Below are 14,545 nucleotides of genomic sequence, written 5' to 3'. Positions count from 1 at the left end.
TTAATAGCCAAGAAGGTAAAATATATATATTCAATTTTTACAATTTACACTAAATTTGGGAAACCCTCTTTTTTTACATTCCCATATATTTTTTTAAAATTGAAGGAGTGATTCCTCTTATTTTTGAAATATCTTCAAGTTGATCATCTAATATAGTACGGGGGGATAGATATTCACTTTTGGGATTTCCTATATATATTCCACAAACAGTTGAAGTTGGTTTCATAGCGAAATTTTCGCTTAATTCAACTCCAATACTTTCCGCATTCAAAAGATTGAATATATCCTTTTTCAATGAATGATCAGGCAAAGATGGATACCCTATTACAGGTCTTATATTTATATTCCAATTATTTTCAGAGATATAATTTTGTAGATATTCTGAAGATGCTTCTATTAATACATTAGCTAAAAGTTGTTGAAATATATCTTTCTCATCCTCTGGTTTAATACTAGCAATAAAAAATCCTAAATAATCATTTTCTTCAAAATAATCTGCAAGTGATTCATTTACTAAACCCTGATTTCTGACTAAAGGAATTTTTAATTCTGCAATATCTAAAAAATCATTATCTTTTCTTACTTTACAAATTTTATATATAGCTTTAATCATAATATTTTTATTTGACCAATCTTTTAAAATTCTATTTGCTTCATCCAAAACTATTTTTTCTTCAGAACTTCCTTTAACTTTTAATGTTGATAGAAAAATATTCCAATCAATATTTTTTAAAATATTTTCAATTCGAATTTTAATAACTATTTTATCCAACGATTTTGGAGTTACCGGAGTATATCCTTTATGAATAGCATTTAACCTAGCTAGAGAGATATTTTTAGTTACTGTATTTTTCTTATTATTATAGTAAAGTTCTCTTAACGTTTGATATTCATTTTTTATTCGTTCTTTTAACAATTCAGATTTTTCTCCCAATAAAGAATCTAATAAAACTACTGTCGAAGACGCATCAGTCACATAAAATACACAATTTTCATATAGTGGTTCTAACTTTATAGCTGTATGCAGTTTAGATGTTGCTGCTCCTGCTATAATTAAAGGTAAAGTTTGTTTATTTTTATTAAATAAATCTAAAACCTCCTCCATTTCACTTAACGATGGAGTTATTAATCCACTCAATGTTACAGCATCCACATTATTTTCAATAGCAAAATTATAAATTTTTTCTTTTTCAACCATAACTCCTAAATCTAAAACTTCGTAACCATTACATTCTAAAACAGTTTTAGTGATATTCTTTCCAATATCATGAACATCACCTTTAACTGTACACATAAGAATCTTTCCTTTATTTTTTTTATAGACCTCTTTTTGTGTGATGTATGGAGTTAGATATTTTACAGCATTTTCCATAACAACTGCCGATTTTATTATTTGTGGCAGATAAATCTCTCCTTTTTCAAATTTATCTCCAACTTCCTCTAACGCAACCATCAAAATATTTTGAATAATATCTAGAGCTTTATAGCTTTTTAAAGCTTCATCTATATCAGATTCTAATCCTCTTACTTTGCCATTTAATATTTTAGATTTCAATCTATCTTCAAAACTCTTTTCTATCTGTTCGAAATCGTTTTTTAAATCATTTTTTGCCTTAAATTTCTTAGTTTTAAAAAACTCTAATATCTGTTCTAATGCATCCTCCCCTTCTATTAATCTATCTACTAAAACAATTAACTCTTCAGGGAATTCTACCTCATTTTCATTTGGATTTATAATTGCCATATTCAATCCATTTATAAGAGCTTTTTTTAAAAATCTATCATGAATAAGTTTTCTCAAATTGTTATTTCCTCGAAATGCAAAAGACAGATTGCTTATCCCACCACTGATTTTAGCTCCTTTTAAATTTTCAGATATCCATTTCGTAGCTCGAAGAAAGTCTACAGCATGACCTTTATCTTCTTGTCTTCCAGTGCCAATAGTTAAAATATTTGGATCAAAAACAATATCCTCTTTCTTCCATCCATGTTTTATCAATAAATCGTATGCTCTTTTACAAATCTCTATTTTTCTACTATACTCTACTCCTTGCCCCTCTTCATCAAAAGCCATAACAACAACTGCTGCTCCATAATTTTTTATGACTTTAGCTTTTCTTAAAAACTCCTCCTCTCCTTCTTTAAGGCTAATTGAATTTACAATAGCCTTTCCCGAAATATTTTTCAAAGCAATCTCTATTACATCAAAGTTTGAAGAGTCAATCATTATTGGTATTTGTGAAACAGCTATGTCATTACTCAAAGTTTTCAAAAATATTTCCATCTCAGCTTTTGAATCTAAAAGAGCGTCATCTAGATTTATATCAATTATAGTGGCTCCGTTTCCAACTTGCTCTCTCGATATTTCTACAGCCTCTTCATATCTCTTCTCTTCAATTAATCTCTTAAATTTTCTAGAACCAGCTACATTATTTCTCTCTCCAACAACATAAAAATTTAAATTATTTTTTAATGGGCTATTTCCAGATAAAAAAAAACCATCATTTTTTTTAATTCCAACTTCTCTAGGAACTTTTCCAATCGAGTACTGACTTATCAACTCTATGTGTTTCGGTGTTGTTCCACAGCATCCACCTATAATATTTATTTTTTTATTATCTATCAATTTTTTTAAATATTCTAATGTCATTTCTGGTTTTTCTGCATACTCACCCGTTTCATCAGGAAATCCAGCATTAGGATATACAGATAACATCTTATCTGTATAGTCACTCAATGACTCGATTAAAGGTATTAAATCTTTTGCACCAAAAGAACAATTTAGTCCAAAAGATATAATACTGTCCCTATCTAGAGATGTTATCAAAGATTTTATATCTTGACCTGATAAAATTTTTCCACTTCTATCAACAGTTGCTGATATCATTATTGGTATTTTTTTCCCAACTTTCTCAGCAATCTCTTCACACGCCATAACTGCTGCTTTTGCATTTAAACCATCATAAATAGTTTCAATTAGAAATAAGTCAACTCCACCATCATAAAGTCCTTGTGCTTGAACACAGTAACTCTCAAACAATTCATTAAAACTAATCTCTCTATCTAAGATACTATTTTTAGTTGGAATAGATGCACTTTTGTTTGTTGGTCCCATAGAACCAGCAACTAAAACTTTCCTTTTGGCATTTATTACTGCTTCTTTCGCCAATTTAGCTCCTTCAAATGACAATCTATATGATTCCTTTTCTATTCCGTAATCTTTCAAAGAAACACTATTTGAATTGAATGTATTCGTTTCAATTATATCGGCACCAGCTTCGATATATTTTCTATGAACATCTAAAATTATATCTTTTCTAGTTAGATTTAATATATCATGACACCCTTTATAACCTTTCCCTTTAAACGTATAGTCCTCTTCTGATAATTTATAGCTTTGGATGGCTGTTCCAGTAGCTCCATCTAGTATATATATTTTCTTTTCAGCTAACATATTTCCCCCTTTTAATTCCAAGCATTTGAATTTTTAATTTTATATAAATCAGATATAATTGCATTTGCAGTAGGTAATGCTCCTGCTCCCTTTCCATAGAAGAATGTCTCTCCTAAATGTTCTCCATAACTCTCGATACCATTATATGCGTCTTTTACTCCATATAATTGATCCTCTTTATCCAGAAGAGATGGTTGTACATATATTTCAATCTCATTTTCAATTTTTATAGCCTCTCCTATAAGTTTAAATCTTTTTCCTAAACTTTTAGCAACTTCAACCTGCTCTTTTGTTATTTTATCAATTCCTTCTATTTTTATTTTTTCGAAATCTACAAGCTCATCCCATACTAAATATGATAATAAACTAATTTTATGAGCTGTGTCAATTCCTTTTACATCAAATGTTGGATCTAGCTCTGCATATCCATTACTCTGTGCTAAACTAAGAGCAGCTTCATAGCTACATCCCTCTTCCATCTTACTTAAGATATAGTTTGAAGTTCCATTTAAAACTCCTCTAATTCTTTTTATTCCTCCAGAAAATGTACCTTCATAGATTGAAGATACAGCTGGTGTTCCACCTGCCACCGCAGCTTCAAAGAATATTTTCACACCATTCTCTTTTGCTAATCCAAAAATCTCCTTTCCCTTTGTTGCTAAAAGATATTTATTTGCAGTTATTAGATTCTTACCATTTTTTAGGGTTTCTTTAGCTATAGAAAAGGCTACTGTGTTTCCTCCTATCAATTCAATTATTGTTTCTACACTCTCATCTTTTAAAATATCCTCATAATCTTTAGTGAATCTATAGCTACTATCTTTATTTACGCTCTCTTTCAAATCACAGATCCAAGAAACCTCAATCTTTTCTCCAACTCTTTTTTCTATATTTTTTTTCTCTTTCTTTAAAAGCTCCAATACTCCTCCGCCAACAGTTCCAATTCCTATAATTCCTATCTTCATTTTACCCTCCTATAAACTCTATCCAATTTTTATAAAATTCATCTCTATGATTTTCCCAATTAAAAAGTATTTCATTCTCTGGATTATTCTCTACAAAATAATTCTTAGGAATCTCTCCTCTATCTCTTTCAAATTCAAATTTTAATCGTTCAGGTTGATATTCACTATGCCCTGATATAAATATACTCTTATAATCAGCTGTTGAACACATGTATACTCCAGCTTCATCGGATTCCCCAATTATAATCAATCCCGCTTCTTCAATGCTCTCCTTTTTATTGTATGTATTTCTCGAATGAGGAGCATAAAATCTATTTTTTATAAATGGATTTTTTTCTTTTATCTCATGTTCATACACACCAAATAACTTTTTATCCAACTCATATTTTTCTATTCCGAACTTTGAGTATAAAGCTCCTTGAGCACCCCAGCATATATAAATAGTTGGATGCTTATTTTTTTTAAAAAAGCTATCAATTTCTTGCCAAAAATCTACGTCTTCATATTTATATCTCTCTATTGGAGCTCCTGTTACAATGAAAGCATCATAGACATCCTCTCCTATCTTATTCATTGGAATATATTTTTCTCTTAAATAATCTAAAGATATATTTTTGTAACTATGAGTTGTGGGATATATATATTTTAACTCAATATCTCTATCTATTTTTTCAAAGATTGTTGAAAATTGATATTCAACCTCTTGTTTTATTGGCATCAAATTTATAATCCCTATCTTTATTTTAACTCACCTCCTCTAGATATTCTTTCACTTTTTCTATTCTTCTCATAATCTCTTTAGTGACATCGACTTTGTTCATTGTATATATATGAATTCCGGAAACTCCTGAGGATAGAAGATCAATTATCTGCTCAACAGCATAAGCTATTCCGGCTTCTTTTAATGCTTCTGGATTATTTTCATATCTGTTTAATATTTTTTGAAATTTTAAGGGTATCGTCGAACCACATAACTCGGTTATCCTTTTTATCTGATTTGCATTTGTAACTGGAATAATACCTGCAACTAGCGGAATATCAATTCCTAATTTTTCACATTTTTCTTTAAAACTATAAAAATAATCATTATCAAAGAAAATTTGTGATATTAAAAAATCCGTTCCCTCTTTAACTTTCTCTCTCAAATAAAACAGATCTAAAAGATCATTTGTTTCTTGATGACCTTCAGGATAAAACGCTGCTCCAACACACAGATCACTCTCTGCTTTTATTTTTTGAATTAATTTACTTGCGTATCTAAAGTCTCCCTCAACTGATTCATTCTCTTTCGGAAAGTCTCCTCTCAAAGCTAAGACATTCTCGATATTCTCTTTTTTTAACTCTTCTAAAATATTTTCTATCTCTATTTTTTTAGCACCTACACAAGTTAAATGAGCCAAGACTTCCGTATTATGAGTATTTTTTATTCTCGATGCAATCTCTACAGTTCGTCCTCTAGTAGTTCCACCTGCACCATATGTAACACTTATAAAATCTGGTTTTAATTCTATTAGTTTATCTATTGTTTCAAAGATATTTTCAATAGGATACCTCTCATTAGGTGGAAATATTTCAAATGATATAACAGGTTTTTTCTTTTTATATATATTTTTAATTTTCATATCCTCTCCTATTTACTCAATTCTATTGCTTTTTTTAAGTCTAAAATAAGGTCATCTATATTTTCTAAACCAACTGATATTCTTATTGTTTCAGGTTTTACTCCTGATTTTTCTAATTCAATATCACTTAATTGTCCATGTGTTGTTGAAGCTGGATGTATTATTAAAGACTTTGCATCAGCTACATTAGCTAAGTGAGAAAACAGTTCTAAAGAATCTATGAATTTTTTGCCACGGTTTCTACCTCCTTTAAGTCCAAAAGTAAAGATTGATGTTGCTCCATTTTTAAGATATTTTTCTATTAATTTTTTATCGGTGTTTTCTTGAAACTCTGGATAACTTACCCACTCAACTTCATTATTTTCATATAAAAATCTAGCAATCTCTTTAGCATTTTTTACATGTCTTTCCATTCTTAGAGATAGTGTTTCTATTCCTTGGAGAATAAGAAACGCATTAAATGGTGATAGCGCTGCTCCTGTATCTCGTAAAGTTTTTACTCTGGCTTTTATTATAAATGCCGTTTCATCTAAATCAGAGTACTTCAGCCCATGATATCCATTGTCTGGAGTATTGAATGTTTGAAATTTTTCATCCTTCCAATTAAACTTTCCACCGTCAACGATTACTCCAGCTATTGAAGTTCCATGACCGCCTAAAAATTTCGTGGCTGAATGTACAACTATATCTGCTCCAAACTGAAAAGGTTTTATTAGGTATGGAGTCGCAAATGTATTGTCCACAACCAATGGAATATTATATTCATGAGCAATTAGAGATATTCCCTCAATATCTACAACATCTCCACTAGGATTTCCTAAGCTCTCTATAAAGATGACCTTTGTTTTAGAGGTGATTAATGCTCTTAACTCATCTAAATCTTTCGGATTAAAAAATCTTGATTCAACTCCATAATCTTTTATTGTATTTGCTAGAAAGTTGTATGTTCCTCCATATATATTACTTGCTGCATGATCACTATCTTTAAACACATATGATGATGTTTGATAAATTGGAACTGCTCTTGAACCTGTTTCTGAATCTGGATGTTGTCCTCCGTGAAGCTGAATTGTTTCAAATTTATAAGCCATAATCTATCCTCCCTTTTATAAAACAAAATTTTTAAAATAAAAAAAGCTTGAGAGACAATCTCCCAAGCTGTGTTTTAAAAGCTATATCTTCGGGAGATCTCATTTAAGCAAATCAAAATGAGTTCGTCCCAAAATTAAAAAATTAATTTTTGGTACCAACTCCCAAAGGCATCATATTCATCATTGTAGTTTTTATCGTCTTTTTAAACATATCAACCACTCCTATAAAATATTTTTTTATACTATATCATACCAAAAACTTTTTTTCAATTATTTTTTTATAAAAATTTTATTTTCAAAAATTTACCTAGAAAAAGTTATATCCTAAAGTAAAGCTTACTTGCTCTAAGTTATCATTTCCTCTTCTATCACCATCTATCTCTGTTACAGAGTATAAAACTTCTGCTTGTAAAGAGAATAAATCCATTCCAACTCCAGCTCCATAGAAATATTTTCCATCTGGTTTAGAATTTGATACACTATCTCTTGTATATAAAACCTTTCCAACTTTTCCAACTACATATGGTTTTATTCCAATAGGAAATAAATTCATTTTTACTAATCCATATGCTGGAACTGTTTCAATTTCTGTTCCACTAGTTTTTCCATTGTAAGCTATCCCTACTCCAACATCTGCTAAAAGTAAAGTTTGAGTTACTTCTAAGCTCATTGTTGGTGCGTAACTTTCAAAACTTTTATCTTCTTTATTATAAGAGCTTGCATCTGTTATAGCCCCTAATCTCAAATGTGCATCCATTGAAAATGCTGCTGTACTTGCTGCTAAAAATAAAGCAATTAATCCTTTTTTCATCCTGATCTCCTCTAAAGTATTTTGTAGTAAATATATTGTATAATATTTTTATGAGAAGCTCTAGTTTTATTTTTTTATTCTATTTAAAACTACCGAAATAACTTTCTGTAACATAGAAATTTTTATACTGCTTCCTTCGAAAATTGGTTTATAATGAGTAAAAGTATCAAAAGAATACTTTCCATGATATCTACCTATCCCACTTTCACCTACTCCTCCAAAAGGAACTTTTTTGTCTACAATTTGAAGTATAGTTGCATTTATACAAACTCCTCCAGCTTTTATATCTTTTGTAGATAAATCTCCTTTTTCACTTCTAAATATATACAGTGCTAACGGCGAGGGTTTTTGTCTTAAATCCCAATAAACCTTTTCAAGACTATCATATTCTATCAAAGGTAATATCGGTCCAAATATCTCCTCTTTTGAGATTAAGTCATCCTCTTTAGGATTTAATACAATTGTAAATGGAAATTTACCTTTCTCTTTTGTTGAGTTTTCTATTTTTCCGTTTTGATATATAACTTCCTGATTCTCTAAATAACTTTCTAATCTTTCAAAGTGTTTATCATTTATGATTTTACCACCTATATCTCCATTTTTTCTAATGTATTCTCTTGTTAATTCAATGAATCTTTCCGCAGTTCCTTTAGGAATATACACATGATCTGGAGCAACACAGGTTTGGCCTCTATTAAAAAATTTACCCCAAATTATTTTATCTACACTTTCATCTAAAATAGCTTCATCCTCTATTATAACAGGGGATTTACCACCTAACTCTAAAGTTACTGGAGTTAAAGTTTCTGCTGCTTTCAAATAAATCTCTCTTCCGACCTTTGTGCTTCCAGTAAAAAATATATATTCAAATTTTTCATTCAATAATCTTTTAGCAACTGTCTCATCGCCTAATTCTACTACCACTCCATCAATTCCGCTCTCATCAATTATTTTCTTTATAACTTCACTCGAATTTTTAGAATTTTCAGATGGTTTTAATACAACTTCATTACCTGCTGCTATAGCTCCTATTAATGGTAAAAATGTTAAATTAAACGGATAATTCCAAGGCGAAAATATTAAAACCCTTCCATAGGGTTCTGGTTGAAGAATCGTACCTCCTCCTATAAAATTAAAAAAGCTTTTAATTTTTTCAGGCTCACTCCATCTTTCTAAATTTTTTATAAAAAATTCAAATTCAGAAATAACAGGATAATATTCAGATAATCGACTCTCTTCAAAACTTTTTCCTAAATCTTTATATAAGGCATCTATTATTGCTTCTTTATTCTTTTCAAAAGCTCTTTTTAGTTTCTCTAATTTTTCAGTGTTTGTCATATGAGACTTCTCCTTTCAAAAAATTATTACTTATTTTTAATACCATTTTTCTTTATTTTTCCTTTAAATTTTATTTTTAATTTTTTTTAGTTGATGAAATATAGATTTTACTCTATAATAGGGTTATTTTAAACAAAAATTTTAGGAGGATTTTTATGAAATTCAGTGATTTTAAATATAGTAGACCAAATTACGATGAAGTAAAAATTGAGTTCTCAGAATTAATGTCTGACTTAAAAGATTCTACAAATCTAAAAATACAAATTGAGATTATCGGAAAAATAAATTCAATTAGAAATACAATATCTTCTATGTCTAGCATAGCAAATATAAGACATACAATAAACACAGAAGATAAGTTTTATGATGATGAAAATGAATATTGGGATGAAATCTCCCCTCTATATCAAGAGTTAGATTCTCAATTTTATGAAATTATGGTAAATCTATCTAATAAAAATGAATTGATAGATGAATATGGCGAGCAATTTTTTAAACTTATGGAAAACAGTTTAAAAACTTTTTCTCCCGAAATAATTGAAGATTTACAAGAGGAAAATAAAGAAATATCAAAATATGTAAAACTTCTAGCTTCTGCTAAAATTTTATTTGATGGAAAAGAAAGAAATCTTTCGGGAATGACTCCATATATTTTATCTAAAGATCGTACTATCAGAAAAGCTGCTCAAGAAGCTAAATCAACATTCTTTATCAATAACGAAAAAAAGTTTGATGAAATTTTTGATAAACTAGTTAAAGTTAGAGTTAAAATTGCTAAAAAATTAGGATTTGAAAACTTTATTGAAGTAGGATATTTAAGAATGAATAGAGTTGATTATGATTCTAATATGGTTGATGTTTTCAGAAAACAAGTTATTGAAAGTATCGTTCCACTAGCTTCTTCTTTATATGAAAAGCAAAGAATAAGATTAGGTTTAGACAATCTTAAATATTATGATGAAAAATTTGAATTTAATGATGGAAATCCAACTCCAAAAGGAGATGCAAATTGGATTATAGAGCAAGGAAAGAAGATGTACCATGAGATGTCCTCTGAGACTGGAGAATTTATCGATTTTATGATCAAAAATGATCTTATGGATCTAACAACTAAAAAAGGAAAAGCTGGTGGCGGATATTGTACGTTTATTCCTGACTATAAATCTCCATTTATCTTCTCTAATTTTAACGGAACAAGTGGAGATATCGACGTATTAACACACGAAGCTGGACACGCTTTCCAAGTTTATAAATCTAGTTGGATTGAAGTTCCGGAACTTCTTTGGGCAACATATGAAAGCTCTGAGATTCACTCTATGAGTATGGAGTTTTTCACTTGGAATTGGATGGAGAACTTCTTTAAAGATGATACTGTTAAGTATAAATTCTCTCACTTAGGATCAGCTATTAAGTTCATCCCGTATGGAGTTCTTGTAGATCACTTCCAACATAAAATATATGAAAACCCTGAACTTTCAGTTACTGAAAGAAAAAAAGTGTGGAGAGATTTAGAGAAAATCTATAAACCTCACTCAGATTACAGTGAAAATCCATTCTTAGAAAGAGGAGGTTGGTGGTTCCAACAAGCTCATATCTTCGAGCTTCCGTTCTACTATATAGATTATACTCTTGCACAGATTTGTGCTCTACAATTCTGGAAGAAAATGAATGAAAATTACTCTGAAGCTTGGAATGATTATCTAAATCTTTGTCATGAGGGTGGAACAAAATCATTTTTAAATCTTTTAAAAGTTGCAAAATTGAAATCTCCTTTTGAAGAAGGATGTGTAGAAAATATAATAGATTCTGTAAAAAATTATTTAGAAAAAATTTCTATCTAATGATTATAGGCCAATTTAAACGATAGTGTTATTACTATCGTTTTTTTCTTCTTTATTTATTTTTTAAAGGATTTTTTTACTATTAGTAGAATATCTTTTTATTGACACACTAACTTTTTAAGGGAGGATTAATTTTATGACAAAAATACTTTTGTTACTTTTTCTTATTAACTTCTCTGTATTTGCTAAAGTTCTTCATGTGGGCGTAATTTTAGAACACCACTCTGAATCATCTAAAGTTACTTTGGATATCCTTAAAGAAGAGTTAAGTAAAAATTTTGCAGGGACAGAATTTCAACCACAAATTTTAGAGACATTTTATCTGACGGACCACAACATACAAGAAGGTGTTAATAAACTTAATGCTAACTCTAAAATAGATAGTATTTTCATACTAAGTTGTGCTCCTTTGGAGAATATTAAAAATTTAAAATCAGATAAATTTTACTCTGTTCCTCTTGGATTTGGAAGTAAAGGTAAAAATATCTCTAGAAATATAAACTATGTTTATAGTAATCTAGATTTAAACGATCTTTTATCACCTTTCAAAGAACTTTCAGGTGTAAATGAAATTGATGTTTTAATTTCAAATATGGATACAAATAACTTAAAACTTTTAGAGCAAAAAACATCTATTCCTGGAGTTAAAATTAACGTTATGAGATCATCAAAAGAAAATCTTTTTAACGCATCAAATAGAGGTGTTCCATCTTTTCTTATAGATTTTAATGAAGAATTGGATCCTTACGCTTATTCTGGATTAACTCTTGATAAAGAACTTAGAAAAAGATTAAGAGCAGCATCTCTTAACTATATGTTCTTTAAAACTAAAAAAGATATGGGGCAAATTGTAGAGGTGAATGAACCTAGAAAAGATATCTACTTAAATGCTCCTGTTGCAAGTAAAATTGGATTATATCCAAATCTTATTTTTTTACAAGAGACTTCGCATTTAAATGAAAGTAGATTAAAATACCCAATACTTACACTAAAGACAGCAGTTGACAGAGCATTAAATGAGAATTTAGATTTATTACAAATTAAGCAAAATGTATTCACTAGTTACTATAGCTCAAAAGTTGCTAATTCCAAAAGACTTCCTCAACTTACAGCTAACATGAACTACAATGCTTTAGACGATCGATCACCTACATTTATTCAAGGTGCAGCTACTAATAGTGTTACTTCATACTTACAATTATCTCAAGTTATTTTTAGTGATCAAATTAATGCTAGCGTGTTTATTGAAAAACTAGCTTTAGATTCTAGTCGAAAAGCTTACGAACAAGAACAACTAAATACTATTTATTATGTTGCTTCTACTTATGTATACCTTCTTCAATTAAATGCACAACTTGAAATCCAAATGAGTAACTACAGTCTTTTAAGAGAAACACTAGATGTCGCTAAGATAAATTATAATGTTGGTGCTGGTGGATTACAAGATGTATATAGATTACAATCTGATGTTGCTGGTGCTTTATCTAATATATCTAATGTTAAAGGTGAGATTCGTTCTCAAGAAATCTATTTAAATAGTTTATTGAATTATCCAAAAGATAATAGATATTCATATGAAAATATCAATAATATAGAAAATTATTTTCTTTTAAGCAATAATTTAGGTAAAAATTTCAGTTTTGGTTCTGAAAAATCAAAAAAAATAGAAAACTTTTTAGTTAAAGAGACTATTTTAAACTCTAATGCTTTACAACAACTTGACAATACTATCAAAAGTAAAGAGAGAGAATACACTGCTAATAGCAGAGAAAGATATTTACCAACTGTTAAAGCTTTTGGAAATTATAATAAAAATAATATTGTTACACCTTGGGGGAAAAATTCAAATCGAAATTTCCCAGATGAATATTGGGAAGCTGGTGTTGGAGTATCTCTTCCTATAATAAGTGGTGGGGAGATTCACTACAATGCTCAAAAGATTGAGAGTGAACTTAAATCTTTAGAATATAATAAACTTTCTCTTACTAATAATCTTACAAAAGAGGTTTTACAAGTTTATACAGAGCTTCTAACAAATTATGTTCAAAGCTACACAACACAAATATCCTCTGATGTAGCTAAAAAAAATCTAGATATTGTTAAGAATCTTTACGCTGAAGGAAGTATTAGTATTACAGATTTTCTATCTGCACAAAACAATGCATTGAGTCAAGAGTTAAATCACGTTATTGAAAACTTCAATTTAATTAACTCGACTTTAAAACTTGAAAATCTTTACGGAAAATCTTCTATTACCCTTAGCGATCCAGAAAAACAACATCTACTTTTAAAACTTCAAAAAGAGATTGAAAATTAGGAGGATTATTATGAAAAATAAAATTTTAGTTACTATAAGCTTACTTCTTCTTCTTAGTTGTGGAAAAGAAAAATTAACAGAGGAAGCTCTAGAAGTGAAACCTGTTGTTTTTGAAGTAGTAGAACCTAAAGAGAATAGTGTTATAAGAACATACTCAGGAACAATTAGCTCTGAAGCCCTATCAAATCTTAGTTTCAGAGTATCTGGTACTATAAATAAAAGAATTGCACAACTTGGAGATAGTGTTAAACAAGGACAAATCCTTGCAACTCTTGATCCGGCAGAATATAATTTAAGTTACGAAAAATCTTTATCTGATCTAGCTCAAGGAAATGCTGTTTTTGCTGAAGCTGAAGCTAACTTTAAAAGATCAGAGGCTCTTTACTTAGAAAATAGTATCTCTAAAGCATCTTATGATAGTGCTATTGCACAATATAAATCGGCCTTGTCTAATGTCAAAGCTTTAACTGATGCCTCGAGCTTAGCTAAGTTGAAAGTTGAATATACATACTTAAAAGCTCCACAAGATGGAACTATCGGACAAGTTAAAAGTGAAGTAAATCAAGTGGTAAGTCCTGAAGCTGTTGTTTTCGTACTAAGTAGTGATGGAGATAGAAATGTGGAATTTAATGTATCACAATCTGTAATCGGTTCAATATCTGCAGGACAACCTGTTGATATTTTGATAACGTCTTTAAACAACAAAAAGGTTAAAGGTATTATCACAAATATAGGAACATTATCTGTAGGATACGGTAGTACATATCCTGTCAAAGCGAAAATTACAGAAGTCGCTCCTGATGTAAAAGTTGGTATGATTGCAAATATTATAATTGATACAATTGAAGGAACAGAACCAATTATATCTCTTCCATTAAGCTCAATTGTAACTGGTTCAGATAATCAAAAATATGTTTATGTCGTTAAAAATATTGAAAATAATACAGGAGTAGCTTTAAAACAAAAGGTTGAAATATCTTCGTCCCCTGCTAGTGATGGAATCGTAATTTTAAATGGTCTATCTAAAGGTGATGTTGTTATTACTAAAGGAAGCAACCAAGTAAAAGAGAATCAAAAAGTTTCTCTTATAAAAGGGGAGATCTGAT

General features: G+C 29.5%; 10 protein-coding genes. 3 read left to right on the top strand and 7 right to left on the bottom strand.

The features are described from left to right. Window positions 1-73: 73 nt before the first annotated feature. The 7 genes from metH to L992_RS01550 form a co-directional block, all read right to left on the bottom strand. Window positions 74-3,454 (bottom strand): methionine synthase, encoded by a 3,381-nt coding sequence (gene metH / locus L992_RS01580; protein WP_047394075.1) that lies wholly within the window; start codon window positions 3,452-3,454, stop codon window positions 74-76. A gap of 11 nt (window positions 3,455-3,465) precedes the next feature. Further along, window positions 3,466-4,419 (bottom strand): homoserine dehydrogenase, encoded by a 954-nt coding sequence (locus tag L992_RS01575; RefSeq protein WP_052193875.1) that lies wholly within the window; start codon window positions 4,417-4,419, stop codon window positions 3,466-3,468. 1 nt (window position 4,420) lies between these two features. Further along, window positions 4,421-5,149: a homoserine O-succinyltransferase gene (locus L992_RS01570; protein WP_255360686.1), complete on the bottom strand. Its 729-nt coding sequence runs from the start codon at window positions 5,147-5,149 to the stop codon at window positions 4,421-4,423. A 13-nt stretch (window positions 5,150-5,162) separates the two neighbouring features. Further along, window positions 5,163-6,041 carry a methylenetetrahydrofolate reductase [NAD(P)H] gene (gene metF / locus L992_RS01565; RefSeq protein ID WP_047394072.1) on the bottom strand — a complete coding sequence of 293 codons (879 nt, stop codon included), beginning with the start codon at window positions 6,039-6,041 and terminating at the stop codon, window positions 5,163-5,165. An 8-nt stretch (window positions 6,042-6,049) separates the two neighbouring features. Further along, window positions 6,050-7,132 (bottom strand): O-acetylhomoserine aminocarboxypropyltransferase/cysteine synthase family protein, encoded by a 1,083-nt coding sequence (locus tag L992_RS01560; RefSeq protein WP_047394070.1) that lies wholly within the window; start codon window positions 7,130-7,132, stop codon window positions 6,050-6,052. Window positions 7,133-7,439: 307 nt separating this feature from the next. Continuing rightward, entirely contained in the window at window positions 7,440-7,943 is a 504-nt protein-coding gene (locus L992_RS01555) for a hypothetical protein (RefSeq protein WP_047384251.1), read from the bottom strand. 66 nt (window positions 7,944-8,009) lie between these two features. Continuing rightward, the gene (locus L992_RS01550; protein WP_052193873.1) at window positions 8,010-9,281 is read right to left on the bottom strand and encodes an aldehyde dehydrogenase family protein; all 1,272 of its coding nucleotides are present in this window, start codon (window positions 9,279-9,281) and stop codon (window positions 8,010-8,012) included. 155 nt (window positions 9,282-9,436) lie between these two features. Between L992_RS01550 and L992_RS01545 the strand changes: the two genes are divergently transcribed. From L992_RS01545 to L992_RS01535, 3 genes are all read left to right on the top strand, one after another. Beyond that, on the top strand, window positions 9,437-11,122 hold the full coding sequence (locus L992_RS01545; RefSeq protein WP_047394068.1) for a M3 family oligoendopeptidase: 1,686 nt from the start codon (window positions 9,437-9,439) through the stop codon (window positions 11,120-11,122). Window positions 11,123-11,258: 136 nt separating this feature from the next. Beyond that, the gene (locus tag L992_RS01540; protein ID WP_047394064.1) at window positions 11,259-13,439 is read left to right on the top strand and encodes a TolC family protein; all 2,181 of its coding nucleotides are present in this window, start codon (window positions 11,259-11,261) and stop codon (window positions 13,437-13,439) included. Between the two features lie 10 nt (window positions 13,440-13,449). Further along, window positions 13,450-14,544 carry an efflux RND transporter periplasmic adaptor subunit gene (locus L992_RS01535; RefSeq protein WP_047384246.1) on the top strand — a complete coding sequence of 365 codons (1,095 nt, stop codon included), beginning with the start codon at window positions 13,450-13,452 and terminating at the stop codon, window positions 14,542-14,544. Window position 14,545: the final 1 nt, after the last annotated feature.

Origin of the sequence: Cetobacterium sp. ZOR0034 (genome assembly GCF_000799075.1) — a bacterium.
Taxonomy (GTDB): Bacteria; Fusobacteriota; Fusobacteriia; order Fusobacteriales; family Fusobacteriaceae; genus Cetobacterium_A.
Note: the sequence above shows the minus strand (reverse complement) of the source record. Positions and strands in the feature narration are given on the sequence as shown.